Raw genomic sequence first — 26350 nt, forward strand, 5'->3', positions numbered from 1 at the left:
TCACGTCACCCGCCGCGCCCGGCGGGGGGTGACGTGGAGGCGGGCCTCCGCCGGGAGGGCCGCGAGCGCCGCCGAGGTGCGGGCCCGGCCCAGCACCGGTCCGGCGAGGGCCGCCAGCACGTCGGCCGGCACCGCGTGCGGCTCCAGCTCCAGGGCGACCCGCAGGGCCGGGGCCCCGCGCCGCCCCCGCAAGGTGACCCGGCACCGGGCCACACCCGCCACCGCCTCCTGGACGTCGGCCGCGACGGCCTCCTCCAGCGCCCGCCCGCGTAGCACCGCGAACGCCCCGTCCGCGGTGTCCACGAGCACCTCCGCGAGCCGGGCCCGGCGCAGTTGGGACAGCAGCCACCACAGCGCCAGCAGGACGCACGCCCCGAGCGCGGCGAGCACCACCCACCAGGGCGCCGGCCAGTCCCGCCCGTGCGGCGCCAGCAGGGGTTCGTGCCGGCCCTCGAACGGTCCGGACGCGGTCAGCACCGAGGCCCCCGCCGCCAGCAGGACCAGCCCGAGCAGCGCGAGCAGGACCCGGTTCACCGTACCGAGGCTCACCGGCGGGTCACCCGCACCCGCGGCCGCACCTCGCGGGCCAGGCCCAGCTCGTCGATGCCGACGGCCAGCACCGCGTCCAGATCGGCCCGTACGTCGTCCAGTTCGCGGAAGTGGGACACCGCCCGGACCCCGATGCGGGCCCGGCCCACGCTGACCCGCACCGACCGCACCCCGGACACCTCCATGACCCGGTCGCGCAGCACCTGCGCGGCGGCCTTGCGTTCCAGTCCGCCCCGGACGTCCGGATGCCCCGAGCTCATCGGGAGGATCCCGCGCAGCCCCGGGGTCAGGGCGTACAGCAGCAGCGCGGCACCGGCCGCGGCCACGGCCGCGCCGCCGATCAGCACGCCGGGGTCGGCCGGGGTGTGCCGCTCCAGCGCGCGGGAGAGCTCGTCGCGCCAGCGCATGCCCTGGCGATGGGCGCGTACCGCCGCCAGGTCGTACAGGAACAGCCCCGCCACGCCGAGGACGGCGAACGCCCCCACCGCGGCCGGGAGCCGCCGGGGCGACCGGAAGCGGGCGCTCACCGCACCCGCCGGTCCCGCCCGGCGGCGGGCCGCGCGGGCCGCAGGTGCTCGATGTCGACGTCCACCTCGGGTACGGCCATCTCCGCGTACTCCTCGACGCGCTGGGCGACCCGGCGGCGTACGGCCGCGCACTGGGCGGCGAGGTCGGAGGGGTAGGGAAGCTCCAGGACCACCCGTACGCGGGCGATGTCGTGGTGCACGGTGACGGTGGCGTGCGGCGGGGCCGCGTCCGGGGCGGGCCGGGACAGCGCCTCCCGGGCGGCCTGGGCGGCGATCTTCGCCACGACCCGGTCGGCGATCCGGGTGGCTCCCCGCTCGGCGGCGGGCACGCGGGGCGGGGTGGGCCGGGGGGTGCTCATCGGTCCCGGTCCCGGTCGCGGCGGCCACCGTCCCGGTCGCCGGGGCGGCCCCGGGGGCGGAAGAAGTCCCCCGGTTCCAGGTCCCCGTCGAGGAACCGTCCCACGACGAAGCCGATGGCGCCGAGCGCGGCCACCAGCAGGAAGGCCCCGAAGCCGCCGAAGTACCCGGCGAACCCCAGTGCCATGCCGGCCACCAGGCCGACGACCGCCATGCTCATGCGGGCTCCTCTACTGCAGTCGGGACTCCGGCTCCTCGTCGTCCTCGTCCGGCAGCTTGACGTCGCCGACCGCGATGTTGACCTCGACGACCTCGAGGCCGGTCATCCGCTCCACCGCCGAGACGACGTTCTCACGGACGGCCCGGGCGACGTCCCGGATCGACACGCCGTAATCCACGACGATCTCGAGGTCGAGGGCCGTCTGCACCTCGCCGACCTCCGCCTTGACGCCCCGGCTGACGGTGGACTTGGCCCCGCCGGGGACGCGGTCGCGGACGGCGCCGAAGGTACGGGAGAGGCCGCTGCCGCTGCCCATGGCGTGGACGCCGACCACCTCGCGGGCGGCCAGGCCGGCGATCTTCTCGACCACGCCATCGGCGACGGTCGTCCTTCCGCGGTCTGCGGGGGGCTTGGCGGTGCTCCCGCCGCCCGGGGCGGATTCGGTCATGGCGGATCCCTTCGCACGGTGGGGCTCCCGACCACGGTAAGCCGGGACCGGCCTCGCCGCCCGTCCCGACGCGGCTGCGGGCACTCTGCCCTGCGGCCCAGAACCCGCTCCTCAAACGCGGGCGGGGCTGGGTACACCTGGCCTCCGGCGTGCACGTGCAGGCTGACGCCAGGCAGAATCCAGCCCCTCCGCCGTCCGAGGAGCGGGGGTCCGGGGGCTGGTCCCCGGGAACGGCTCCGCGGTTAGTCCGACAGCCCTGCCAGGTCCCGAAGACGGCGGGCCTGGGCGGCTCGCTCGGCGGCGCGCTGGTCGTCGTACGCCCGGGTCGTCGCACCCCGCAGCAGCGCCTTCGTCTCGATCACCGCGTCCCGCGGCGGAGCCAGCAGCGCCGTGGTGAGGTCCTGGACGGCCGCGTCGAGTTCGCCCGCCGGCACGACCAGGTTCGCGAGGCCGATCCGCTCCGCCTCCTCCGCGTGGACGAAGCGTCCCGTCGCGCAGATTTCGAGCGCGCGGGCATAGCCGACCGTCGAGGTCAGCGGCTGGGTGCCGCCGAGGTCGGGCACCAGGCCCAGCCCGGTCTCGCGCATGGCGAACTGCACGTCGTCCGCGACGACGCGCAGATCGCACGCGAGGGCAAGCTGGAAACCGGCACCGATCGCGTGCCCCTGAACGGCGGCGACGGAGATGATGTCGTTGCGCCGCCACCAGGTGAACGCCTCCTGGTACTCGGCGATGGTGGAGTCGAGCAGTTCCTCCGAACCGCGCGCCAGGTCAAGGAAGGACGGCTCGCCCTCGAAGCCTTCGGGGGTGAACGCCTGCCGGTCGAGCCCTGCGGAGAAGGACTGCCCTTCGCCGCGCAGCACGACGACCCGGACGGTGCCCGGCAATGACCTTCCAGCCTCCGTCAACGCCCGCCAGAGCGCGGGGGATTGAGCGTTTCGCTTGGCCGGATTGGTCAGTGTCACCGTGGCGACCGTGTCGTCGACGGTGAGCCGTACGCCGTCCTTGTCGAGCAGAGCCATCTGTGTGCCTCCGGTGGTTGTGCCGTCGTTCGGCCGCGATCTCGGCCTAAGTGACTGCACAGTAACCACCCAGTCGGCCCTGGAGCCGACCGGGGGTCACCGAAGGACGGTGGAACTGGAACCGTGAAGCTGAATACGGTAAACCGTTGGAACCAAGGGGAACCAAATGGTCAGGCCGTAGCCGCCTTCTTGCCGCGCGTCGCGCCACCGCGACCACGCAGCGTGACTCCGGACTCACTGAGCATCCGATGGACGAATCCGTAGGACCGGCCGGTCGATTCGGCCAGCGCCCGGATACTCGCACCGGAGTCGTACTGCTTCTTCAGGTCTGCCGCGAGCTTGTCACGCGCGGCGCCGGTTACCCGGCTGCCCTTCTTCAGAGTTTCGGCCACCCGTGCCTCCTCTATGGGAAGTGCGCTCTGGACTTCTCATGATCACCCCTCCCCGGCTTCCTGGCCACCCATTCAGCAAGGTCGGTACGGCGGCATTTCTTCAGCCGTGGACGGCCGAGCAGAACGGAATCTCCTCTTCCGCTGCATGACCTCCGTCACATTTCCGTTCCCTTGGCATGAATCACCAGGTCAGGGGCCGGAGCGGGAAAACGGAAGGCCCCGGCCGCACCTCGTGGGAGATGCGGCCGGGGCCTTCGTCGAGCACGGAACGGTATGAGACCGTCTCACTCAGATGATGGATCACGTCTGAGCCGAATGATCCAGAACCAACTGGATCACGGAAGCGGAAGCGAAAGCGGAAGCGGCTCAGGCGAGGGCGACGAGGTCCCGGTAGTCCGGACCCCACAGGTCCTCGACGCCGTCCGGGAGCAGGATGATCCGCTCCGGCTCCAGCGCCTCGACCGCGCCCTCGTCGTGCGTGACGAGGATGACGGCGCCCTTGTACGTGCGCAGGGCGCCCAGGATCTCCTCGCGGCTGGCGGGGTCGAGGTTGTTGGTGGGCTCGTCGAGCAGCAGCACGTTGGCCGAGGAGACGACCAGCGTCGCCAGGGCGAGGCGGGTCTTCTCACCGCCGGACAGGACTCCCGCGGGCTTGTCCACGTCGTCGCCGGAGAAGAGGAACGAGCCGAGCGTCTTGCGGACGGAGACCAGGTCCAGGTCCGGCGCCGAGGAGCGCATGTTCTCCAGGACCGAGCGCTCCGGGTCCAGGGTCTCGTGCTCCTGGGCGTAGTAGCCGAGCTTGAGGCCGTGACCGGGGATGACCGTGCCGGTGTCGGGCTTCTCGGTGCCCGACAGCAGGCGCAGCAGCGTGGTCTTGCCGGCGCCGTTGAGGCCGAGGATGACCACGCGGGAGCCCTTGTCGATGGCCAGGTCCACGTCGGTGAAGATCTCCAGCGAGCCGTACGACTTCGACAGGCCCTCGGCGGTCAGCGGGGTCTTGCCGCAGGGCGCCGGGTCCGGGAAGCGCAGCTTGGCGACCTTGTCGGAGACGCGGACGGCGTCGAGGCCCGCCAGCAGGCGGTCGGCGCGCTTGGCCATGTTCTGGGCGGCGACGGTCTTGGTGGCCTTGGCGCGCATCTTGTCGGCCTGCGAGTTCAGCGCCGCGGCCTTCTTCTCGGCGTTCTGGCGCTCGCGCTTGCGGCGCTTCTCGTCGGCCTCGCGCTGCTGCTGGTAGAGCTTCCAGCCCATGTTGTAGACGTCGATCTGGGAGCGGTTGGCGTCCAGGTAGAAGACCTTGTTGACGACCGTCTCGACCAGGTCCACGTCGTGGGAGATGACGATGAAGCCGCCGCGGTAGGTCTTCAGGTAGTCGCGCAGCCACACGATCGAGTCGGCGTCGAGGTGGTTGGTCGGCTCGTCGAGGAGGAGGGTGTCGGCGTCCGAGAAGAGGATCCGGGCGAGCTCGACGCGGCGGCGCTGGCCGCCGGAGAGGGTGTGCAGCGGCTGGCCGAGCACCCGGTCGGGCAGGCCGAGGGCCGCGGAGATGGTCGCGGCCTCGGACTCGGCGGCGTACCCGCCCTTGGTGAGGAACTCCGTCTCCTGGCGCTCGTACTGGCGCATCGCCTTCTCGCGGGTGGCGCCGGAGCCGGAGGAGATGCGCTCCTCGTTCATGCGCATCTTCTTGAGCAGGACGTCCAGTCCGCGGGCGGACAGGATCCGGTCGCTGGCCAGCACGTCGAGGTCGCCGGTGCGCGGGTCCTGCGGGAGGTAGCCGACCTCGCCCGAGCGGGCGATGCTGCCGCCGGCCGGGGTGCCCTCGCCGGCGAGGCACTTGGTGAGGGTCGTCTTGCCGGCTCCGTTGCGGCCCACGAGGCCGATGCGGTCGCCCTTGGCGACACGGAAGGATGCGTTCTCGATGAGGATGCGGGCGCCGGCGCGCAGCTCGATGCCGGTGGCGGTGATCACGGAAATACTCCAGGGCGGGTCGGGACGGCGGAAGGGGGGCAGGACGCGATGCTTCGACGCCGCTAATCCGCGAGGAGATTTGCCATGGGAGTCATTCTACCGGGGGTGCGCAACTACTTTCGGGCCCGCCCGCCCCTGCCGGGACCCGCTCCGCCCCCGCCCCCGCCTCCCCCGTTCGGCCCAGGGAACACGCCTCCCGGCTGGGGGGCGTATGAGGATGAACGGGTTGATACTCACCGCAGGGGTGTACTCGTACCCCCCTTGGCAGGAATGGAGGGCGGTGCGGGATGCAGTTCGACGACAACGCCAATCTGGACACTTCCGAGGTCAAGGACGTACGCGGCAGCCGCATCCCCGGCGGAAAGGCCACGGTCGGCGGCGGCATCATCGGTTTCATCGCACTGATCATGGGCCTGCTGTTCGGGGTGGGCCCGGAGCAGCTCGGCCTGTCCGACGGAAGCCAGGAGCCCGCGTCGACCGCCTCCTCCGCCGCCCAGGTGCAGCAGAGCTGCAAGACCGGTCAGGACGCGAACACCAAGGAGGACTGCCGGCTGGTGGCGGTGATCAACAGCACCCAGGACTTCTGGAGGCAGGAGTTCGCCAGGCGCAAGGCCCAGTACAGCCCGGCCCAGACGGTGTTCTTCACCGGCAAGGTGGGCACCGCCTGTGGGGCGGCCACGTCGGCGGTCGGCCCGTTCTACTGCCCCGGTGACCGGCAGGTCTATCTGGACCTGGGCTTCTTCAACGAGCTCCGCACCAAGTTCGGCGCGAGCGGCGGCCCCTTCGCCCAGGCGTACGTGGTGGCCCACGAGTACGGCCACCACATCCAGAACCTGACCGGCACCCTGCAGAAGGCCCAGGACGGCCGGCAGGGCGCGAACAGCAACGCGGTGCGGGTCGAGCTGCAGGCCGACTGCTACGCCGGGGTCTGGGCCCACAACGCGACGAAGACCCCCGACGAGTCCACGGGCAAGCCCCTGATCACCAGTCTCACCGACCAGGACATCAGGGACGGCCTGGACGCGGCGGCCGCGGTCGGCGACGACCGGATCCAGGAGAAGTTCCAGGGCCGGGTGTCCCCGGAGTCCTGGACGCACGGCTCGGCCGAGCAGCGCCAGCAGTGGTTCTACCAGGGCTACCGGACGGGCGACATGGCCCAGTGCAACACCTTCCGCTGACTTCCCGCGGCGCCTGCCATGCTGTGACGTGGCTCACCGTCCGCCCGCGGTACGAGAGGGAGTGATCGCCATGGCAGGCGTTCCGTCCATCTGTCCGACCTTGCTGTACACCGACGCCAAGGCCGCCATCCAACTGCTCACGGAGGCTTTCGGCTTCACGCGGGTCGCGGTGTACGAGGGTGAGGACGGCTCGGTGGCGCACGCCGAGCTGTCCTACGGGAACGGCGTGGTGATGCTCGGCAGCAAGGGCACCGGCAGCGCCTTCGACAAGGTGATGGAGACGGCCGGCCCGGTCGGGGTCTACGTGTGCGTCGACGACGTGGACGCCCACCACCGCCGGGCCGCCGAGCACGGCGCGGAGATCCTGATGGAGCCGACCGACCAGGACTACGGCTCGCGGGACTACATGGCCCGCGACGCCGAGGGCAACGTGTGGAGCTTCGGGACGTACGCGCCGCAGGTCTGAGCCCGCGGCGCGCACCGACTCCCGTACGGGGCGCTACGCGCCGCCGGTGTGCACCTGGAAGGCGGCCCTGCGCACCGCCTTGGCCAGGGCCGGATCGGGATGGGCGGCGGCCAGCGCGACCAGCACCTGCACCGTGCGGGGATGCCCGACCGCGCGGACCTCGTCCAGCAGCCGCGGAACCGTGGTCCGCACGGCCGAGTCCAGGTGGCGGGCCAGCAGCTCGGCCTCGCCGTGGTCGGCGATGGCGGCCGCCGTGTCCACCCAGAGCCAGGTCTGCTCCTCGGCGGTGAGCACGCCCTGCGCCTCGTCGGGGTCGACGCCGTCGTGCTCGGCGAGCCAGAGCAGGGCGTAGGGGCGCAGCGCGGCCTCCCGGGACGCCTTGCGCACCTCCGGCTCGGCGGGGGCTCCGACCACGCGCAGGGCCTCGAAGGCCAGCCCGCGCAGCAGGGCGTCCTCGCCGCGGGCCGCGTGCAGCAGTTCGGAGACGGCGTGGCCGACGGGCCGGGCGGCGAGCCAGGCCTGGTACTCGGCGCGGGCCGGGCCGGGGGTGAGCCGCGCGCAGCCGTGGAGCATGGCGGCGGCGGACTGCTCGATGTTCCCGGCCGGGCTCTGCGCGGCCACGCAGATCTGCTCCAGCTTGACCCAGACGGCCCAGCTCCCGAGCGGTGTAAGGGCGGCCCGGGCGGGGCCGAGGGTGACGGCGTCCACGGCGGCGAGTCCGCCGAGCGCCCAGCGCAGCAGCCGGGCGAGCGGGACGGGCGGCGCGGCCGCCACGGCCGGCGCCGAGCCGTCGTGCGGCGCCCCGACGGGCTGGGGGGTCCCGACAGCCTGAGGGGTCCCGCCGGCCTGAGGGGTCCCGACAGCCTGAGGGGTCCCGCCGGTCTGAGCTGTCTCGTAGGGGACCTCGCACCGCTCGTCGCGCAGTTCGTCGACGCGCTGCCCGAGCAGGTCCAGCAGATCCGGGACGGTGACGGGACCGGCGGAGAGCTGGAGCAGGGAGAGCAGCTGGGGCATGGCCTCGACCACCTCGGCGACGGCCGCGGGGGCGATGTCGGCGGGGGCGGGGTGGACCAGCGACCAGGCGTCGAAGAGCGCGACCCAGCCGCGCAGGACGGCGGAGTCGTCCCGGTCCCAGGCGCGCAGGCGCCAGCCCGGGCGGGCGTGCCCGCCGTGCATCTCGATCAGACCGGCGAGCCGGGCGCGGTCCCAGCCGACCCGGATCTGGCCCGGCGTCAGGCTCAGCTGGCCGGCGGCGCGTTCGGCTTCGGCGGCGGGCAGGGCGCCCGCCAGGGCGGGCCCGGCGCTACCCGGGGCGCCGAGGTGGAGCTCGGCCCAGCGGGCGAGCCGTACCGCGTCGGTGAGGGAGGCGCGGGCCCGGTTCGCCAGGTCGGCCGTGGCGGGCGTGCCCGCCGGAGGCCGCGGGGCGGTCCGGGTGCGCCGGTCGGTCACCGCCTTGCGGGCCGTGGCCACGGACCGCGGGGCGACGAGTCGGAGTCTGGAGTCGCGAGCCAACTGCTCATCAGGCTTTCGGGACGTCACGTGAGCAGTCTCGCCCGTCACTGGCCGAAAGCCCAAACGGAACCAGCCATTGCCACAAGGCCCGTAGGGACAGAACGGGACAAGCCTTCCTCCCCACCCCCTCCGTCCCGCAGTCTTCGGACAACTCGTCCGACGGTCCGTCACGCGATGCGTCACATGAAAGGGGTCAGGAAGCGGCGCAGCGCCTCTTCGTACGCGGCCGGACCGGCGTTCCACATCGCCCCGTGGGCGGCGTCGGAAACGGAGTGCAGCGTGACGAGGTCGGGGCGGGCCGCGGCGAGCCGGCGGGAGGACTCCCAGGGGGCGAGCGTGTCGTCGGGGCCGTGGAAGATCAGTACGGGCACCTTCAGCGCGGCCGGATCCGACCCCGGAGCCCGCCGGTCGGCGCGCAGGCCCGCACGGCCCTCGGCGGCCTTGACCGCGAACGGGAGCAGCGGGGCCGGGGTGCGGCGCGCGGCGGCGAGGGCGCGCAGGGTGGCGTGCCAGTCCAGTACGGGCGAGTCGAGGACCAGCCCGCAGATCCGGTCGGCCAGGGCCGAGCGCTCGACGGCGTGCAGGGCCATGGTGGCGCCCGTCGACCAGCCGTGCAGGACCACGCGGCGGGCGCCGTAGCGCAGGGCGTAGCGGATGGCGGCGTCGAGATCGCGCCATTCGGACTCGCCGAGGTGGCCGAGGCCGTCCGGTGACTCCGGGGCGCCGAGGTCGCCCCGGTACCCGAGGTCCAGGACGGGCAGCTTGTTGCGGTGGAGGAAGGGCATGACCACCATCGGGTGCTCCCGGGTGGCGCCGAGCCCGTGGACGGTGATCACCCAGGTGTCGCGGGCCGCGGGGACGAACCAGGCGGGCAGCGCGCCCAGCTCCCCGGGGACGTCCACGTCGGCGTGCTCCAGCCCGAGGGCGGTGCCCGGGTCTCCCAGGTGGACCTGGGGGGTGAGGGTGACGCGGGTTCCGGGGTCGAGGCTGCCGTGGGTGACGGCGAGGAGCCGGCGCACCACGGTGTCGGGGCCGTGCGGGGCGTCGGGGAGGACGGGCCCGACCACGGCGTGCACGCCGGGCGCGGTGAGGCCGTAGGTGCCGGGGCGCAGCGAGGCGAGCGAGCGGGTCAGCTCGACCCGGCCGGCCGCGGTGGAGTGGACGCTGAGCCGGGGGCTGCCGGGGAGCGGACGGCCGGGCTCGGTCCGCAGGGCCGCGCCGGCGGCGTACCGGCCGGCGAGCGCGGCTGCGGTGACGGCGGCCGCGCCGGCGCCGAGCAGGGTCGTGGTGACGGCCGCTGCCGTCGCTGTAGCGGTACGCACCGCTCCAGTGTCGAGGCGGACGGGGCGGCGGGCCACCGGAGGGAAAGGTTCCGGTCGACGGCCCGGAGGGGTGGTGCGGAGGGTGATCTAGGTCTCTTCGGGGCCCCCGGCCTGCGGGAGGTCCTACCGGAAGTCCCGCCCCGAAGGGTGCGGCCATCCCCGCCGTGACGTGCATTAATCGATATATCAACCCCCTTCCCGGGACGAAGGTCCCGATCGGGCGCCGCGGCGATACACCGTACGAACCCTGTCAGTTCACCTTCCGTTCATCCAGGTTGCCTACGGTCCACGAACCACTGACGTCAAACAGAAGCCTGGGTAAATGGAGCACATAACGCTTCTCCTCGGGATCGTGATCATCACCGCTCTCGTGTTCGATTTCACGAACGGTTTTCACGACACGGCCAACGCGATGGCCACCACCATCTCGACCGGCGCCCTCAAGCCCAAGACCGCGGTGGCCATGTCCGCCGTGCTCAACCTCGTCGGCGCTTTCATGTCCGTGGAGGTCGCCAAGACGATCTCCAAGGGACTGGTCAACGAGGAAGGCATCCAGCCGGAGGTCATCTTCGCCGCCTTGGTCGGCGCGATCCTCTGGAACCTCGTCACCTGGCTGGTCGGACTGCCCTCCAGCTCCTCGCACGCCCTGATGGGCGGCCTGATCGGTGCGGCCGTGGCCTCCGCCGGCATGGGCGCGGTCAACGGCAGCGTCGTCGTCACCAAGGTGCTCATCCCCGCGATCGCCGCGCCCCTGGTCGCCGGCATCGCCGCGTACCTGGCCACGAAGGTCACGTACAAGGTCGGCAACGGCATGGGTGAGAAGACCTCGGCCAAGGGCTACCGCGCCGGCCAGATCGCCTCGGCCGGTCTCGTCTCCCTCGCGCACGGCACCAACGACGCGCAGAAGACGATGGGCATCATCACCCTGGCACTCGTCGCCGGCGGCGCACTCGCGCCCGGCTCGAACCCGCCGGTGTGGGTCATCGTCTCCGCCGGTCTGGCCATCGCGATGGGCACCTACCTGGGCGGCTGGCGCATCATCCGCACCATGGGCAAGGGCCTGACCGACCTGCAGCCGCAGCAGGGCTTCGCCGCCCAGACCTCGGCCGCGAGCGTCATCCTGGCCTCCTCCTCCCTCGGCTTCTCCCTCTCCACCACCCACGCGTGCTCCGGCGCCGTCATGGGTTCGGGTCTGGGACGCAAGGGCGGCGTGGTCCGCTGGTCCACCGCCTCCCGCATGTTCATCGCCTGGGGCCTGACCCTCCCGGCCGCGGCCCTCGTCGCCGCCGGTGCCGAGCTGGTCATGCGCACCGGGGACATCGGCATCGCCGGCGTCACGGTCTTCCTGGTCGGTTCCTGCGTCGCCATCTGGCTGATCTCCCGCCGCCAGGTCGTCGACCACACCAACGTCAACGAGGTCGCGCCGGCCGACGCCGAGGGGCCGGGTGTCGTCACCACGGCCATGGCGGCCGTCAGCGTCCCGGCCACGGCCGCCGCCGTCGGCAGCACCGCCGCGGTGACGGACGAGGAGCTCAAGGCCACCATCCCGGCGGCGACGGCGACCCCCGCGGCCCCGGCCGCCGCGGTTTGACCGGCCCGACCCCGAGAACGACAGAGGATTCAGCGGTATGAAGATCGACTGGGAAGCACTCGGCTCCGTCTTCGGGGTCAGCCTCTCCGCCACCGTCGTCCTGGTGACCCTGTTCACCCTGGGCCTGATGGGGCTCTCCAAGCACGAGGCCGCCACCGAACAGGGCGGCGCCGCCACCCTGGCCCGCAGTGGTGCGTACGTCTGCTTCGCGCTCTGCGCGGCGGCCGTGGCCTACGGGATCTACCTGATCGTCGCCTGAGGGCGGGACAGCGCGCACGAAGGCTCCCTCCGGGTCCGTCCCGGAGGGAGCTTTCGCATGCCCGGGCCCCTGGGGCGGGCCCGGCCCCGCCCCCTCCCCCGTCACCCCGCCGCAGGTCAACGGCGAGTTGACGGGCCTTCGCGCTGCGTGGTGGACTGCCCGAGCCAATACGGCGGCATGGAGAGGAAGTCCGGTGCGAATCCGGCGCGGTCCCGCCACTGTCACCGGCGCACGCGGACCTCGGGCCGTGTGCGGCCGGGAGCCAGGAACTCTCGCCGCCGGACACGTCGAACCAGGGCGCGGACCCTGAGTGAGGACATACCTGCCACCATGCGTGCCGATCGCGTCTTCGCGTACGGCGTCACGGCGGGCCTGATCGGCGACCGGATCCTCGGGGATCCGCGCCGAGGGCACCCCGTGGCCGCCTTCGGACGAGCCGCCGCCGCAGTCGAACGCGCCCTGTGGCGCGACGACCGCGCGCGGGGCGTCCTGCACACCCTGCTCTGCGCCGGAGGCGCCACCGCCGTCGGCGCGCTGGGCGCCCGCGCCGTGCGCTCCCGGCCCGCGGCCGCCCGCATCGCCCTCACCGCCGCCGCCACCTGGGCCGTCGTGGGCGGCACTTCGCTGGGCCGGGAGGCCCGTGCCATCGGCGGCGCGCTCGCCGCCGGGGACTCCGAAGTGGCCCGCGAGCGGCTGCCCCACCTGTGCGGGCGCGACCCGCAGGCGCTGGACGAGCAGCAGATGGCCCGCGCGGTCGTCGAATCGGTCGCCGAGAACACCTCCGACGCGGTGGTCGGGGCCCTGGTGTGGGGCGCCGTCGCCGGCGTCCCCGGGCTGCTGGCCTTCCGTGCCGTGAACACCCTGGACGCGATGGTCGGCCACAAGTCCCCCCGCCACCTGCGCTACGGCTGGGCCTCGGCCCGGCTCGACGACGTGGCCGGCTGGCCGGGCGCCCGGCTGACGGCCCTGGCCGCCGTACTGGCCGGGCCCGACCGGCGGGGAGCCGTACGGGCCTGGCGCGCGGACGCCGCCGGGCACCCGAGCCCCAACGCGGGGCCCGTGGAGGCCTCCTTCGCCGGGGCGCTGGGCGTACGGCTGGGCGGGACCCTGGCGTACGCGGGCCGGGTCGAACACCGGGCCGTGCTCAACGGAGCGGCCGGCCGGCCCGTGGAGGTCGCCGACATCGAACGCGCGGTGCGGCTGTCGCGCCAGGTGACGTGGCTGGCCCTGGGGGCCTGCGTGGCCGCCCGGACGCTGCTCGCCCGTACGACCAGGAAGGGGCGGCGCGCATGAGCGGCGGCGCGAAGCGCGGCGGGGGACTCCTCGTCGCCGGTACGACGTCGGACGCGGGCAAGAGCGTGGTCACGGCGGGCATCTGCCGGTGGCTGGCCCGACGGGGTGTGAAGGTGGCCCCGTTCAAGGCGCAGAACATGTCGCTGAACTCCTTCGTGACGAGGGAGGGCGCCGAGATCGGCCGCGCCCAGGCCATGCAGGCCCAGGCGGCCCGCGTGGAGCCGACCGCGCTGATGAACCCGGTGCTGCTCAAGCCCGGCAGCGACCGGAGCAGCCAGGTGGTGCTGCTGGGCAAGCCGGTGGGCGAGATGAGCGCGCGCGGCTACCACGGGGGCAGGCAGGAACAGTTGCTCGGCATCGTCACGGACTGTCTGGAGCAGTTGCGGGGCACGTATGACGCCGTGATCTGCGAGGGGGCGGGCAGCCCGGCCGAGATCAACCTGCGCCGGACCGACATCGTGAACATGGGCATCGCGCGGGCCGCGCGGTTCCCGGTGGTCGTCGTCGGCGACATCGACCGGGGCGGCGTCTTCGCGTCCTTCTTCGGTACGACGGCGCTGCTCTCGCCGGAGGACCAGTCGCTGATCGCGGGCTACCTGGTCAACAAGTTCCGCGGCGACGTCACCCTGCTGGAACCGGGCATGGAGATGCTGCGGGGCCTGACCGGGCGTGCCACGTACGGGGTGCTCCCCTTCCAGCACGGGCTGGGCATCGACGAGGAGGACGGCCTGCGGGTCTCCCTGCGGGGCGCGGTACGGGAATCCGTGGTCGCCCCGCCCGTGGGCGAGGACGTGCTGCGGGTCGCCGTCTGCGCGGTGCCGCTGATGTCCAACTTCACGGACGTCGACGCGCTGGCGGCGGAGCCGGGCGTGGTGGTGCGGTTCGTGGACCGGGCCGATGAACTGGCCGACGCGGACCTGGTCGTCGTCCCCGGCACCCGTGGCACGGTCAAGGCCCTGGCCTGGCTGCGCGAGCGGGGGCTCGCGGACGCGCTGGCCCGGCGGGCCGCCGAGGGCCGGCCGGTCCTGGGCATCTGCGGCGGGTTCCAGGTGCTGGGCGAACACATCGAGGACGAGGTCGAGTCGAAGGCCGGCTCCGTGTCCGGACTCGGGCTCCTTCCCGTGCGGGTCCGCTTCGAGCGGGAGAAGACCCTGGCCCGGCCGGTGGGTTCGGCGCTGGGCGAGCCGGTGGAGGGCTACGAGATCCATCACGGCGTGGCCGAAGTCCTCGGCGGGACCCCCTTCCTGGACGGATGCCGGGTCGGGCCGGTCTGGGGCACGCACTGGCACGGCTCACTGGAGTCGGACGGCTTCCGCCGGGCCTTCCTCCGCGAGGTCGCCTCGGCCGCGGGCCGCCGTTTCGTCCCGGCCCCGGACACGTCGTTCGCCTCCCTGCGGGAGGAGCAGCTCGACCTGCTCGGCGACCTGATCGAGGAACACGCGGACACGGATGCGCTGATGCGGCTCATCGAGGGCGGCGCCCCGGCGGGCCTGCCCTTCCTCCCGCCGGGCGCGCCATGAGCCGCGCAGCCCTGCGGGGGCCCTCCCGCGCGGCGGCGCACCCGCAGCCCGGCCCCGCCGTCCACGCCCGCCCGCGCACGCGTACCCGTACCCACATACAAGAAGGGGCCACCGCATGAGCACGCCCTACCCGTTCACCGCACTGGTCGGCCAGACCGACCTGCGCCTCGCGCTGCTGCTCAACGCCGTGAGCCCCGCGGTCGGCGGTGTTCTCGTGCGCGGCGAGAAGGGGACCGCCAAGTCCACCGCCGTCCGCGCCCTGTCCACCCTGCTGCCGCAGGTGGACGTGGTGCCCGGCTGCCGGTTCAGCTGCGCGCCCACCGCCCCGGACCCCGTCTGCCCCGACGGCCCGCACGAGCCGGGACCGGCCGCCGCGCGGCCCGCCCGCATGGTGGAGCTGCCCGTCGGCGCCTCCGAGGACCGGCTCGTCGGCGCCCTCGACATCGAACGCGCCCTCTCCGAAGGCGTGAAGGCCTTCGAGCCCGGACTGCTGGCCGACGCGCACCGCGGGATCCTGTACGTCGACGAGGTCAACCTGCTCCACGACCACCTCATCGACCTGCTCCTCGACGCCGCCGCGATGGGCGCTTCCTACGTCGAGCGCGAGGGCGTCTCCGTACGTCACGCCGCCCGCTTCCTCCTCGTCGGCACGATGAACCCCGAGGAGGGCGAGCTCCGCCCGCAGCTGCTCGACCGGTTCGGGCTGACCGTCGAGGTCGCCGCCTCCCGGGAGCCCCTCCAGCGGGTCGAGGTGGTCCGTCGCCGGCTCGCCTACGAGGACGACCCCGCGGGCTTCGCGGGCCGCTGGTCCGGGGACGAGGAAGAGGTGCGCGCCATGGTGGTCGCCGCCCGGGCCCTGCTCCCGCAGGTGCGCCTCGGCGACACCTCGCTGCTGCAGATCGCCGCGACCTGCGCCGGTTTCGAGGTCGACGGCATGCGCGCCGACATCGTGATGGCCCGTACCGCGACCGCGCTCGCCGCGTGGGCCGGGCGGACCGAGGTGCGCAAGGAGGACGTGCGGCAGGCCGCCCTGCTGGCGCTCCCCCACCGCCGCCGCCGCAACCCCTTCGACGCGCCCGGTCTCGACGAGGAGAAGCTGGACCGGATCCTGGACGGGTTCCCCGACGACGAGCCGGAGCCCGAGCCCGACCACGAGCCCGAGCCGGAAGGGCCGGGCGAGGGCCCGGAGGACGGCGGCCCGGACGGTGGCGGCTCCGACGGCGGGGGCCCCGACGGCGGGGGCGGCGTACCCCCGCAGGGCTCCGGACCCGACGCGCCCGAAACCGAGCCCGCGCCCGACGCCCCGGCGGACCCCGCGCAGCGGCCCGAGACCCAGCCCTCCGCCCAGGAGAACGAGGCGGCGGCCGGTCCGGCCGAGCAGGCGGCCGTACGGGCCGCCGAGCCGTTCCGCACCAAGATGCTCAGCGTCCCGGGTCTCGGCGAGGGCGCCTCCGGCCGGCGTTCGCGCGCCCGCACCGCGCACGGCCGCACCACCGGCGCCCAGCGCCCCCGGGGCCAGTTGACCAAACTGCACCTGGCGGCGACCGTCCACGCCGCCGCCCCGCACCAGAAGGCGCGCGGGCGCACCGGGCGCGGGCTGATCGTCCGCAAGGACGATCTGCGGCAGGCGACCCGCGAGGGCCGTGAGGGCAACCTCGTCCTGTTCCTCGTCGACGCCTCGGGCTCCATGGCCGCCAGGCAGCGCATGAGCGCGGTCAAGGGAGCGGTGCTGTCCCTCCTGCTCGACGCCTACCAGCGCCGGGACAAGGTCGGCCTGATCACCTTCCGGGGCTCCTCGGCCGAACTGGCCCTGCCGCCCACCTCCTCCGTCGACGCCGCCGCGGCCCGGCTGGAGAACCTGCCGACCGGCGGCCGCACCCCGCTCGCCGCCGGGCTGCTCAAGGCCCACGAAGTCCTGCGGATCGAGCGGTTGCGGGACCCGAGCCGGCGCCCGCTGCTCGTGGTCGTCACCGACGGGCGGGCCACCTCGGCCGGCGCCGTCGGTGGGGACCCGCGCGAGCTCTCGGCGCGCAGCGCCCGGCTGCTGGCGGCCGGCGGGCTCGCCTCCGTGGTCGTGGACTGCGAGTCGGGGCCGGTCCGGCTCGGGCTGGCCGGTGCACTGGCCGCCGATCTGGGCGGCCTGGCCGTCACCCTCGACGGGCTGCGGGCCGATTCGCTGGCCGGGCTCGTGAAGGACGGACTCATCACAAGCACACGTACCCCATCCCCGACCCTCAGGAGGGCCGCGTAATGCCGCAGGGACAGCCGTCCGTCGTTCCGGACGACGGACTCACGACGCGTCAGCGCCGCAACCGCCCGCTCGTCTTCGTCCACACGGGGCCGGGCAAGGGCAAGTCGACGGCGGCCTTCGGCCTGGCGCTGCGCGCCTGGAACCAGGGCTGGCCGATCGGGGTGTTCCAGTTCGTCAAGTCGGCGAAGTGGAAGGTCGGCGAGGAGAACGCGCTGAAGGTGCTCGGCGCCTCCGGCGAGGGCGGCTCCGTCGTCTGGCACAAGATGGGCGAGGGCTGGTCCTGGGTCCAGCGCGACGCGCAGCTCGACAACGAGCAGGCGGCCAAGGAGGGCTGGGAGCAGGTCAAGCGCGATCTGGCCGCCGAGACGCACAAGCTGTACGTGCTCGACGAGTTCGCGTACCCGATGCACTGGGGCTGGATCGACGTCGACGAGGTCGTCGAGGTGCTGCGGAACCGTCCCGGCACCCAGCACGTGGTGATCACCGGCCGCAACGCACCGGAGAAGCTGGTGGAGTTCGCGGACCTCGTCACCGAGATGACCAAGATCAAGCACCCGATGGACGCCGGCCAGAAGGGCCAGAAGGGCATCGAGTGGTGACCTCGCTCAACGTACCGAGACTGGTCATCGCCGCGCCGTCCTCCGGCAGCGGCAAGACCACCGTGGCGACGGGCCTGATGGCGGCCTTCTCGGAGCGCGGCCTCGCCGTGTCCCCGCACAAGGCCGGGCCCGACTACATCGACCCGGGCTACCACGCGCTGGCCACGGGCCGGCCGGGACGCAACCTGGACGCCTTCATGTGCGGGCCCGAGCTGGTGGCTCCGCTGTTCGCGCACGGCGCGGCCGGCTGCGACCTGGCCGTCATCGAGGGCGTGATGGGGCTCTACGACGGGGCCGCGGGGCGGGGCGAACTGGCGTCGACGGCGCAGGTCGCGAAGCTGCTCCGGGCGCCGGTGGTGCTGGTCGTCGACGCGTCCTCGCAGTCGCGGTCGGTGGCGGCGCTGGTCCACGGTTTCGCCTCCTTCGACCCGCAGGTGCGCCTCGGCGGCGTGATCCTGAACAAGGTCGGCTCCGACCGGCACGAGGCGATGCTGCGGGAGGCCCTGGAGGAAGCGGGGATGCCGGTGCTCGGCATCCTGCGGCGGGCTCCGCAGGTGGCCGCGCCCTCGCGGCACCTGGGGCTGGTGCCGGTCGCCGAGCGGCGCCGCGACGCGGTCGCCTCGGTGGCCGCGCTGGCGGAACAGGTCCGCCAGGGGTGCGACCTGGAGGCCCTGATGGCCTTGGCCAGGACGGCACCGCCGCTGGACTGCGAAGCCTGGACTCCGGTGAATCCAGCCTCGTCGGCGTTTGAGGCGCGGGGTCTGGGGCGGAGCGCCAGCGGCGGCGCCGCACCTGTCATCGCCGTCGCGGGCGGGGCCGCCTTCACCTTCTCGTACGCCGAGCACGCGGAGCTGCTGACCGCGGCCGGCGCGGAGGTGGTCACCTTCGATCCGCTCCGGGACGAGAGGCTCCCCGAGGGAACCACCGGCCTGGTGATCGGCGGCGGGTTCCCCGAGGTGTACGCGCCGGAGCTGTCCGCCAACGAGCCGCTCCGCGAGGCCGTCGCCGCGTTCGCCGCGGCCGGCGGCCCGTTGGCCGCGGAGTGCGCGGGGCTGCTGTACCTGGCCCGTTCGCTGGACGGGAAGCCCATGTGCGGGGTGCTTGACGCCGACGCGCGGATGTCCGAGCGGCTCACGCTCGGCTACCGCGAGGCGGTCGCCGTCTCCGACAGCGTCCTCGCACCGGCCGGGACCCGGCTGCGCGGGCACGAGTTCCACCGGACCGTGATCGAGCCGGGCGCCGGCAGCGCACCCGCGTGGGGCTTCACGCATCCCGAACGCCGGGTCGAGGGCTTCGTGGCGGACGGTGTGCACGCCAGTTACCTGCACACGCACTGGGCGGCGGAGCCCTCCGTGGCCCTGCGGTTCGCCGAGGCCGCGGCAGCGCATCGGTGAGCCTCAGACGCAGCCCGGCGCCGTCACTCCGCCAGGCCCACGACCAGCCAGATCCCCGCCACCCCGCCCACGGTGCACATCAGCGTGGACAGCGCGGGGTGCTTGTGGTGGGCCTCGGGCAGGATCTCGGCGGCGGCCAGGTACAGCAGGACACCGCCGAAGAAGCCGAGGTAGGCCCCGAGCGGTTCCTCCGGAAGGGTGAACAGCAGAGTGGACGCGGCGCCCACGACGGGGGCGGCCGCGTCCGCGAAGAGCATGAGCAGGGCCTTGCGGCGGGCGTTCCCGTACAGCCGGGTGAGCGTGTACGTGTTGAACCCGTCGGCGAAGTCGTGGGTGATGACGGCCAGCGCCACGGCCACGCCCATCCCTCCGCCGACCTGGAACGCCGCGCCGAGGGCCACCCCGTCGGCGAGGCTGTGGGCGACCATGGCGGCGGCCGCCGTCAGGCCGACCTGGGGGACCCGCTTCGCCCCGTCCGGGTGCCCGTCGCCGTTCACGCCGCCGTGGGAGGCCTGGCGGACCGCCAGGAGGCGTTCCACGCAGTGCGCGGCGAGGAACCCGCCGACGAAGAGCAGCAGGGCCAGCGGGACTCCGAAGAGTTCGTCACCGGCCGCGTGCATGGCCTCCGGCAGCAGGTCGAGCCCGACGACGCCGAGCATCAGCCCGCCGGCCAGGCCCAGCACGAGGTGGCGGCGGTCGGTGACGCGCTGCGCCGTCCATCCGCCTGCCAGGGTCATCAGGAACGCACCCAACGCCACGATCACGGCCATGTGCCCCTGCATACCGACTCCGCGCCGCCCGCGCACTTCCGCTCCCGGGCGGCGGATCACGGATGGTTGACGGGCCGGCCGTACGCGCGGGCCCCGCGTACGAAGTCCCTGCGTACGAAGTCCCTGCGTACGAAGTCCGCGCGCACGCAGTCCGCGCGCACGAGCAGCACCACGAACACGACGACGGAGAACGGGTGAACCTGTTGGGCGAGTACGCGACACAACTGGTCGTCGGGGTCGGTGGCCGCGCGGGCGTGTCCGTGGCGGAGGTGTGCGCGCTGGTGGAGGAGACCCTGCGCGGAGCCGGGCTGGCGTCCGCGTCGGTGACGGCCCTGGCAACGGTGGAGGGGAAGGTGCTGGAGGCGGGGATCGCCGGCGCGGCGGAACGTTTCGGCGTGCCCCTGCTGAGCTACCCCGCCGAACGGCTGGCCGCGATCCCGGTACCGCACCCCTCGGACGCGGCCCGCGAGGCCGCCGGCACGGCGTCGGTGGCGGAGGCCGCCGCGCTCGCCGGGGGCGGGGAGCTCCTCGTACCCAAGCGGCGGTCGGTGGCGGCGACCTGCGCCGTGGCCACCGCCCACACGCACGACCTGCGCCACCACGGCGACGCGGAGGTCTCGGACGGGGGCGCGGGGCTGGTCGACCTCGCGGTGAACGTACGGTCCCACACCCCGCCGCAGTGGCTGAAGGACCGGATCGCGGCTTCGCTCGACGGCCTGTCCGCGTACCCCGACGGCCGCCCCGCCCGCGCGGCCGTGGCCCTCCGCCACGGGCTGCCGGTCGAGCGGGTGCTGCTGACCGCGGGAGCCGCGGAGGCGTTCGTGCTGATCGCGCGGGCGCTGGGCGCCGTACGGCCCGTGGTGGTGCATCCGCAGTTCACCGAGCCGGAGGCGGCCCTGCGCGATGCGGGCCACCGGGTGGAGCGGGTGGTGCTGCGGGCCTCGGACGGCTTCCGGCTGGACCCGGCGGCGGTACCGGAGGAGGCCGACCTCGTGGTGGTCGGGAACCCGACCAACCCGACCTCGGTGCTGCACCCGGCGGCGACCCTGGCCGCGCTGGCCCGGCCCGGGCGGATCCTGGTGGTCGACGAGGCCTTCATGGACGCGGTCCCCGGCGAGCGCGAGGCGCTGGCCGGCCGGACGGACATACCGGGCCTGGTGGTGCTGCGCAGCCTGACCAAGACCTGGGGCCTGGCCGGGCTGCGCATCGGTTACGTGCTGGCCGAGCCCGGGGTGATCGCGAAGCTGTCGGCGGCTCAGCCGCTGTGGCCGGTGTCCACGCCCGCGCTGGTGGCGGCCGAGGCCTGCGTGTCCCCCGCGGCGCTGGCCGAGGCCGAGGCCGCGGCCCGGCAGATCGCGGTGGACCGGGAGCACCTCCTCGCGGGGCTCGCGGAGTTCGAGGAGATCTCGGTGTCGGGGACGGCGGCAGGGCCCTTCGTGCTGATCCGGGTCGAGGACGCGGCGGAGATCCGCACCCGCCTGCGCGCGCTGGGCTTCGCCGTGCGCCGCGGGGACACCTTCCCGGGGCTGGACCGCTCCTGGCTGCGGCTGGCGGTCCGCGACCGCGCGACGACGGGCCGCCTCCTCCAGGCGCTCGACCTGGCTCTCGCGGCACGCCTGACCACGCGCTGACCGTGGCCGTCTACGGGCCGGCCGACCGCCGACCACGGGCCGACCCCACGCGGGTGGGACACTCCTGCCACCCGCGTGCCCCGCGCCCCGTGCGCCGTGCCGACGGCAAGCCGCCGGGGTGGGCCCGCCCCCGGGGTGGACCTCACTCCATCGGCACGTTTCCGCGGGTCGTGCGGGGCGCTGCCCGTACGGGTGCGCGACTATTTCCGCAGGCAGTGAACAGGCGACACCGGGGGTACGGGGATGAAGACAGTCGGCAAGATAGGCGCGGCCGTGGCCGGATTCGCCGTGGTGGGAGGCGCCGTCTACGGCGTGACGCACCTGGCCGGGCCGGACGGCGGCGCGGCGGCCGGGCAGCGGCTGGGGGCGGAGCCGGGAGCGGCCGCGAGTCCGAGCCGCGACGCGGCGGGCGGAGCCACCGCGTCGGCCACGCCCGACGGGAAGCCGTTCACCCTCGTCGGGACGGGCGACATCATCCCGTACCCGTCGATCATCCAGCGGGCCGCCGACGACGCCGCGGAGAAGGGCGGCCACGACTTCGGGAAGATACTCGCCGGGGTCAAGCCCATCGTCTCCGCCGCCGACCTGGCGATATGCCACCACGAGATACCGTACGGCCGGCCCGGCGGCCCCTACACCGGGTTCCCCCTCTTCAAGGCCCCGCACCAACTGGCCGACGCCCTCAAGGACACCGGCTACGACAGCTGCTCGACCGCCTCGAACCACACCCTGGACGACGGGTACGACGGTCTCGTCCGCGTCCTCGACCACCTCGACCGCGTCGGCATCCGCCACGTGGGCTCCGCTCGGGGCCCCGAGGAGGCCAAGGCCCCGGCCCTGCTCGAAGCCGGCGGGGCCAAGGTCGCGCAACTGGACTACACGTACGGGACGAACGGCATCCCGCTCCCCGCGGACAAGCCCTGGGCCGTGAACCTGATCGACCCGGAGCGGATCGTCGCCGACGCCCGCGCCGCGCGCGCGGCCGGCGCGAACGTCGTCGTCCTCAGCGTCCACTGGGGCTCCGAGTGGCAGACGGCCCCGGACAAGCAGCAACTGGACCTGGCCCAGACGCTGACCGCCTCGCGCGGGGCGGACGGCCTCCCCGACATCGACCTGATCCTCGGCACCCACAACCACGTGCCGCAGCCGTACGAGAAGGTCAACGGCACCTGGGTGGTGTACGGCATGGGCGACCAGATGGCCAGCTTCTACGAGGCCGCGAAGGCCCGCGGCAACATGTCCTCGGTCCCCCGCTTCACCTTCGCGCCGGCGGCCGGCCGGCCGGGCCGCTGGGAGGTGGTGAAGGCCGAGTACCTCACGCAGTTCTCGGACATGCGGCCGCCGTTCCGCGTCGTCTGCACCTCCTGCGAGGCCACCTCCGCCGCCGACAGCACCTACGCCGCCGCCGACCGCGAGGTCACGAAAGCCGTGATGTCACGTGGCGCCGGGGAGCAGGGACTGACGCGCGCGACGAAGTAGGGCGCGGCGGCGGTCGGTGCGGGCCCGGCTCGGCCCGAAGGACACGCCCCGGGCCTACGAGGCCTTGCCGCGCCGGGTCACGACCAGTGCGGCGGCGCCGAAGCCGAGCAGGAGCAGCGCACCGCCCGTCACGAACGGGGTGAGCGAGCCGCCTCCCGTCTCGGCCAGGTCTGCCCGGGTCCCGGAGCCGCCCGCCGTTCCCGTCTGGGGCTTGACGTCGGGCAGTTTCGAAGCACTGGCGCTGGGGGCGGGGGCGGCCGGGGACTCGCAGCGGGCCTCCGCGAGGACGATCTCCCCCTCGACCTGGGCGACGTTCAGGTCGAGCGGGTTCACCGACACCTTGAGCCGCAGCGCGGCCGCGGCGGCCGTGGTGGAGGTGGTCTCGGCGGCGGAGAGCTCCAGGCTCACCAGGCCGACCTTGGGGACCTCGACCTTGGTGGGGCCGCCCGCCGAAAGGGTGACCTTCTTGCCCAGGACGGTCACGGCGCCCAGGACGTTGGAGGAGGCGACCGGCTTCTTGCCCGCCTCGCATACGGCCTTGGAGCTGACCTTCTCCACCTGGATCAGGGACAGCAGGGGCAGGCCCGGTACGTGGACGCGGGCCTTGGCCAGGTTGGCCTCCGCCGCGGCGCGGTCCGAGTCGGCGGTGGCCTTGGAGGTGGCGACGTCGGCGCGCAGGATGCTCACCGGCCTTCCGCCCTCGACCCCGTCGAGGGTGACGGTCAGCGCCGTCTTCGCGGCGTCCGCCGGGGCGCTGACCTCGTTGAGGGTCGCCTTCAGCGGAACGTGCACGGTCTTGTTGAGCAGGCCCACGTCCAGCGTGGTGCGCAGGACGACGGCGCTCGCCCTGCCCTTCCCCGGGTGGGAGCCGGTGGCGAAGGCGGGCGGGGCGGTGAGCAGGGCGACCGCTCCCGTGGCGACGAGCGCGGCCACGGGCATGCGGAAGGTGTTGCTGTTCAAGATGGTGGAACCCCCAGGGAGATGGGAGCCGTCGCGCCGCCAATGGGGGACATTGCGCGCGCCGACGGCCTCGACCCCGGAATCTTTACGCACTGAGAGTGAACGGGGGTGAACCCGGCGTGAGTTCACCCCAAAGGGTGGTTTCCAGGCATAGGTTCGAATAAATACGCCTCACCCGGAACGGGAGTTCCCTCCCATCCCGGGAATCCCGGCCGCCGGGCCCGCGCGCGGCGTACACAACGACCGTGCGGCCGTCGGCGTCACGCCTCGTCAACTCGCGTACGCCCGCGGCCCTCAGGCCACCACCGTGCCGTTCACCACGACTCGCCGCGGCCCCGCCAGCGCCCGTACGTCGGCCCGCGGATCGGCCTCGTAGACCACCAGGTCGGCCGGCGCCCCCTCGGTCAGGCCGGGCCTGCCGAGCCATTCGCGCGCGCCCCAGGCCGTCGCCGAGAGGGCTTGCAGCGGCGGGATGCCCGCCTTGACGAGCTCGCCGACCTCGGCGGCGACCAGGCCGTGCGGGAGGGAGCCTCCCGCGTCCGTACCGACGTAGACCCCGATGCCCGCGTCGTAGGCGGCGCGGACGGTGTCGTAGCGCCGCTCGTGCAGCCTGCGCATGTGCGCCGACCACCGCGGGAACTTGGCCTCGCCGCCCGCGGCCATCTTCGGGAAGGTCGCGATGTTCACGAGCGTGGGGACGATGGCCACCCCGCGCTCCGCGAACAGCGGGATGGTGTCCTCGGTGAGCCCCGTGGCGTGCTCGACGCAGTCGATGCCCGCCTCGACCAGGTCCCGCAGGGAGTCCTCCGCGAAGCAGTGCGCGGTGACGCGCGCCCCGAGGCGGTGGGCCTCGGCTATGGCCGCCTCGACCTCGGCGCGCGGCCAGCAGGCGGTCAGGTCCCCGACCTCGCGGTCGATCCAGTCCCCGACCAGCTTGACCCAGCCGTCGCCGCGCCGCGCCTCCCGGCCGACGTGCTCGACCAGGTCGGCCGGCTCGATCTCGTGGGCGAAGTTGCGGATGTAGCGGCGGGTGCGGGCGATGTGCCGACCCGCCCGGATGATCTTCGGCAGGTCCTCGCGGGCGTCGATCCAGCGGGTGTCGGACGGGGATCCGGCATCGCGGATGAGGAGGGTGCCGGCGTCCCGGTCGGTCAGGGCCTGCCGTTCGGCGGTGTCCGCGTCCACCGGTCCGTGGGCGTCGAGCCCCACGTGGCAGTGCGCGTCGACCAGTCCGGGCAGCACCCACCCGGTGACCTCGGTGACCTCCCGGGCACCGCGCGGGCGCTCGTAGGAGATCCGGCCGCCGACCACCCACAGCTCGTCACGGACCTCCTCGGGCCCGACCAGCACCCGCCCCTTGACGTGCAGCAGACCCGACCTCGCGCTGTCACCGTTGACCTCGTCGCTCATGACGGCACTCTACGTGCGGGCTCGGTAGGCTCTCCAGGTCGGCCCGGACGATTCCGGACGAACGCCCCCAGAGCAAAAGAACCACCGGGGCAAGAGAACCCCGGACCGAGAGAACGAAGAGAGCGGCGCCGTGACCCACCCCCTCCTGGACCTCCCGCCCCTGACCGCCGCGCGCTTCGCGTCGATCGAGCGGGGGGTCGCGGAGCTGCTCGGAACCCGGGCCGACGTGGTGATCACCCAGGGCGAGGCGCTGCTGCCGCTGGAGGGGTGCATCAGGTCGGGCGCGCGGCCCGGCTCGACCGCGCTGAACGTGGTGACCGGCCCCTACGGGACCACCTTCGGCAACTGGCTGCGCGACTGCGGGGCGAGCGTCGTGGACCTGGAGGTCCCCTTCGACACGGCCGTGTCCGCGGCCCAGGTCGAGCACGCCCTGTCGGAGCATCCGGAGATCGACTTCGTCTCCCTGGTGCACGCGGAGGCGGCCACCGGGAACACCAACCCGGTGGCGGAGATCGGCGAGGCCGTACGGGCCCACGGGGCGCTGTTCATGCTGGACGCGGTGGCCTCGGTGGGCGCGGAGCCGCTGCTGCCGGACGCGTGGGGCGTGGACCTGTGCGTGATCGGCGCGCAGAAGGCGATGGGCGGGCCGGCGGGGGTCTCGGCCGTATCGGTCTCCGACCGCGCGTGGGCCCGCTTCGCGGAGAACTCCTCGGCTCCGCGCCGCTCGTACCTCTCCCTGCTGGACTGGAAGGAGCGCTGGATCGACGGCGGGCGCACGGCGCTGCCGCACGCGCCGGCGCAGCTGGAGATGCTGGCGCTGGAGGCCTGCCTGGGCCGCATCGCGGCCGAGGGCCTGCCCGCGGTGACGGCCCGCCACGCGGCCGCGGCGGCGGCGACCCGCGCGGGCGCGGTGGCGCTGGGCATCGCCCCGTACGTCGGCTCGGACGCGGCGGCGGCTCCGGTGGCCACCACCCTGCGGGTCCCGGAGGCCTCCCTGGTGGTGGCGAAGGCCTTGGCGGCCGATCCGGCGGCCCCCCTCGCGGCGGGCGGCGGCGCCCTGGCCGGGGAGATGGTCCGGGTCAACCACTACGGCACGGCGGCCTCCCTGGCCACCGTCGGCTCGAGCCTGACCGCCCTGGCCGCGGCCCTGTCGGCGGACCCGGCCGGGGCCCTCGCGGCGGCGGGTTCGGCCTGGTCGGCGGCCCTGCCCTCCGCCTGATCCGGCCGGTCGGGCC

General features: G+C 73.9%; 24 protein-coding genes, 1 pseudogene and 1 riboswitch. Of the genes and pseudogenes, 12 read left to right on the top strand and 13 right to left on the bottom strand.

All coding sequences use genetic code 11. From position 1 onward, the window contains the following. The 8 genes from AC6CKD_RS08875 to AC6CKD_RS08910 all read right to left on the bottom strand — a co-directional run bounded on the left by AC6CKD_RS08875 (nucleotide 1) and on the right by AC6CKD_RS08910 (nucleotide 5480). Nucleotides 1-549: an alkaline shock response membrane anchor protein AmaP gene (locus tag AC6CKD_RS08875; RefSeq protein ID WP_498326360.1), complete on the bottom strand. Its 549-nt coding sequence runs from the start codon at nucleotides 547-549 to the stop codon at nucleotides 1-3. Next, on the bottom strand, nucleotides 546-1076 hold the full coding sequence (locus AC6CKD_RS08880) for a DUF6286 domain-containing protein (RefSeq protein ID WP_498326361.1): 531 nt from the start codon (nucleotides 1074-1076) through the stop codon (nucleotides 546-548). The genes AC6CKD_RS08875 and AC6CKD_RS08880 overlap by 4 nt, the downstream gene beginning before the upstream one ends. Then, entirely contained in the window at nucleotides 1073-1435 is a 363-nt protein-coding gene (locus tag AC6CKD_RS08885; RefSeq protein ID WP_498326363.1) for an Asp23/Gls24 family envelope stress response protein, read from the bottom strand. The genes AC6CKD_RS08880 and AC6CKD_RS08885 overlap by 4 nt, the downstream gene beginning before the upstream one ends. Further along, nucleotides 1432-1653: a hypothetical protein gene (locus AC6CKD_RS08890; RefSeq protein ID WP_498326364.1), complete on the bottom strand. Its 222-nt coding sequence runs from the start codon at nucleotides 1651-1653 to the stop codon at nucleotides 1432-1434. The genes AC6CKD_RS08885 and AC6CKD_RS08890 overlap by 4 nt, the downstream gene beginning before the upstream one ends. 10 nt (nucleotides 1654-1663) lie before the next feature. Then, nucleotides 1664-2101: an Asp23/Gls24 family envelope stress response protein gene (locus AC6CKD_RS08895; protein ID WP_498326366.1), complete on the bottom strand. Its 438-nt coding sequence runs from the start codon at nucleotides 2099-2101 to the stop codon at nucleotides 1664-1666. A gap of 242 nt (nucleotides 2102-2343) precedes the next feature. Further along, complete coding sequence (locus AC6CKD_RS08900; protein WP_498326367.1) at nucleotides 2344-3123, bottom strand: enoyl-CoA hydratase/isomerase family protein; 780 nt, start codon at nucleotides 3121-3123, stop codon at nucleotides 2344-2346. A 170-nt stretch (nucleotides 3124-3293) separates the two neighbouring features. Continuing rightward, on the bottom strand, nucleotides 3294-3515 hold the full coding sequence (locus AC6CKD_RS08905; RefSeq protein WP_204357858.1) for a helix-turn-helix domain-containing protein: 222 nt from the start codon (nucleotides 3513-3515) through the stop codon (nucleotides 3294-3296). 366 nt (nucleotides 3516-3881) lie between these two features. Next, on the bottom strand, nucleotides 3882-5480 hold the full coding sequence (locus tag AC6CKD_RS08910) for an ABC-F family ATP-binding cassette domain-containing protein (RefSeq protein ID WP_266909769.1): 1599 nt from the start codon (nucleotides 5478-5480) through the stop codon (nucleotides 3882-3884). A gap of 287 nt (nucleotides 5481-5767) precedes the next feature. On the opposite strand from AC6CKD_RS08910, the gene ypfJ reads away from it, so the two are divergent. Together ypfJ and AC6CKD_RS08920 are read left to right on the top strand one after the other, a co-directional pair. Further along, on the top strand, nucleotides 5768-6658 hold the full coding sequence (ypfJ, locus tag AC6CKD_RS08915) for a KPN_02809 family neutral zinc metallopeptidase (RefSeq protein ID WP_498326368.1): 891 nt from the start codon (nucleotides 5768-5770) through the stop codon (nucleotides 6656-6658). Between the two features lie 70 nt (nucleotides 6659-6728). Next, nucleotides 6729-7124, top strand: a complete 396-nt coding sequence (locus tag AC6CKD_RS08920) for a VOC family protein (RefSeq protein ID WP_498326369.1) — start codon at nucleotides 6729-6731, stop codon at nucleotides 7122-7124. A gap of 33 nt (nucleotides 7125-7157) precedes the next feature. Here the strand turns inward: AC6CKD_RS08920 and AC6CKD_RS08925 are convergent, their stop codons facing one another. Together AC6CKD_RS08925 and AC6CKD_RS08930 are read right to left on the bottom strand one after the other, a co-directional pair. Beyond that, a complete protein-coding gene (locus AC6CKD_RS08925; RefSeq protein ID WP_498326371.1) occupies nucleotides 7158-8663 on the bottom strand; it encodes a hypothetical protein in 1506 nt (501 codons plus the stop codon). A 152-nt stretch (nucleotides 8664-8815) separates the two neighbouring features. Next, nucleotides 8816-9958, bottom strand: a complete 1143-nt coding sequence (locus AC6CKD_RS08930; RefSeq protein ID WP_498326372.1) for an alpha/beta hydrolase family protein — start codon at nucleotides 9956-9958, stop codon at nucleotides 8816-8818. 322 nt (nucleotides 9959-10280) lie between these two features. Here AC6CKD_RS08930 and AC6CKD_RS08935 point away from each other — a divergent pair, with 322 nt between their 5' ends. From AC6CKD_RS08935 to AC6CKD_RS08965, 7 genes and pseudogenes are all read left to right on the top strand, one after another. Next, nucleotides 10281-11549 carry an inorganic phosphate transporter gene (locus AC6CKD_RS08935; protein WP_498326374.1) on the top strand — a complete coding sequence of 423 codons (1269 nt, stop codon included), beginning with the start codon at nucleotides 10281-10283 and terminating at the stop codon, nucleotides 11547-11549. A 37-nt stretch (nucleotides 11550-11586) separates the two neighbouring features. Next, the gene (locus tag AC6CKD_RS08940; RefSeq protein WP_498326376.1) at nucleotides 11587-11808 is read left to right on the top strand and encodes a hypothetical protein; all 222 of its coding nucleotides are present in this window, start codon (nucleotides 11587-11589) and stop codon (nucleotides 11806-11808) included. Between the two features lie 182 nt (nucleotides 11809-11990). Continuing rightward, nucleotides 11991-12080: riboswitch (cobalamin riboswitch) on the top strand. 58 nt (nucleotides 12081-12138) lie between these two features. Further along, entirely contained in the window at nucleotides 12139-13101 is a 963-nt protein-coding gene (locus AC6CKD_RS08945; protein WP_498326377.1) for a cobalamin biosynthesis protein, read from the top strand. Further along, nucleotides 13098-14685 (top strand): annotated as a pseudogene (locus AC6CKD_RS08950) (cobyric acid synthase); the annotation flags it as partial. The gene AC6CKD_RS08945 and the pseudogene AC6CKD_RS08950, both read left to right, overlap by 4 nt. Before the next feature lie 51 nt (nucleotides 14686-14736). Further along, nucleotides 14737-16872, top strand: a complete 2136-nt coding sequence (locus AC6CKD_RS08955; RefSeq protein WP_498326928.1) for a putative cobaltochelatase — start codon at nucleotides 14737-14739, stop codon at nucleotides 16870-16872. After that, nucleotides 16872-17471 (top strand): cob(I)yrinic acid a,c-diamide adenosyltransferase, encoded by a 600-nt coding sequence (cobO, locus tag AC6CKD_RS08960; RefSeq protein ID WP_498326379.1) that lies wholly within the window; start codon nucleotides 16872-16874, stop codon nucleotides 17469-17471. Before AC6CKD_RS08955 ends, cobO begins: the two co-directional genes overlap by 1 nt. Beyond that, nucleotides 17465-18865: a cobyrinic acid a,c-diamide synthase CobB gene (locus AC6CKD_RS08965; protein ID WP_498326381.1), complete on the top strand. Its 1401-nt coding sequence runs from the start codon at nucleotides 17465-17467 to the stop codon at nucleotides 18863-18865. Before cobO ends, AC6CKD_RS08965 begins: the two co-directional genes overlap by 7 nt. Nucleotides 18866-18888: 23 nt before the next feature. Here the strand turns inward: AC6CKD_RS08965 and AC6CKD_RS08970 are convergent, their stop codons facing one another. Next, entirely contained in the window at nucleotides 18889-19635 is a 747-nt protein-coding gene (locus tag AC6CKD_RS08970; RefSeq protein WP_498326383.1) for a ZIP family metal transporter, read from the bottom strand. Nucleotides 19636-19829: 194 nt separating this feature from the next. On the opposite strand from AC6CKD_RS08970, the gene cobC reads away from it, so the two are divergent. Then, nucleotides 19830-21266: an Rv2231c family histidinol phosphate aminotransferase CobC gene (gene cobC / locus AC6CKD_RS08975; protein WP_498326385.1), complete on the top strand. Its 1437-nt coding sequence runs from the start codon at nucleotides 19830-19832 to the stop codon at nucleotides 21264-21266. A gap of 243 nt (nucleotides 21267-21509) precedes the next feature. Further along, the gene (locus AC6CKD_RS08980) at nucleotides 21510-22745 is read left to right on the top strand and encodes a CapA family protein (protein ID WP_498326386.1); all 1236 of its coding nucleotides are present in this window, start codon (nucleotides 21510-21512) and stop codon (nucleotides 22743-22745) included. A gap of 54 nt (nucleotides 22746-22799) precedes the next feature. On the opposite strand, the gene AC6CKD_RS08985 is transcribed toward AC6CKD_RS08980, so the two are convergent. Then, a complete protein-coding gene (locus AC6CKD_RS08985; protein ID WP_498326388.1) occupies nucleotides 22800-23705 on the bottom strand; it encodes an SCO1860 family LAETG-anchored protein in 906 nt (301 codons plus the stop codon). A 294-nt stretch (nucleotides 23706-23999) separates the two neighbouring features. Then, nucleotides 24000-25115, bottom strand: a complete 1116-nt coding sequence (locus AC6CKD_RS08990) for an amidohydrolase family protein (protein WP_498326389.1) — start codon at nucleotides 25113-25115, stop codon at nucleotides 24000-24002. A gap of 130 nt (nucleotides 25116-25245) precedes the next feature. Here AC6CKD_RS08990 and AC6CKD_RS08995 point away from each other — a divergent pair, with 130 nt between their 5' ends. Continuing rightward, a complete protein-coding gene (locus AC6CKD_RS08995) occupies nucleotides 25246-26334 on the top strand; it encodes a pyridoxal-phosphate-dependent aminotransferase family protein (protein WP_498326390.1) in 1089 nt (362 codons plus the stop codon). Nucleotides 26335-26350 lie beyond the last annotated feature (16 nt).

The sequence above is a fragment of the Streptomyces sp. GQ60 genome, assembly GCF_059758875.1.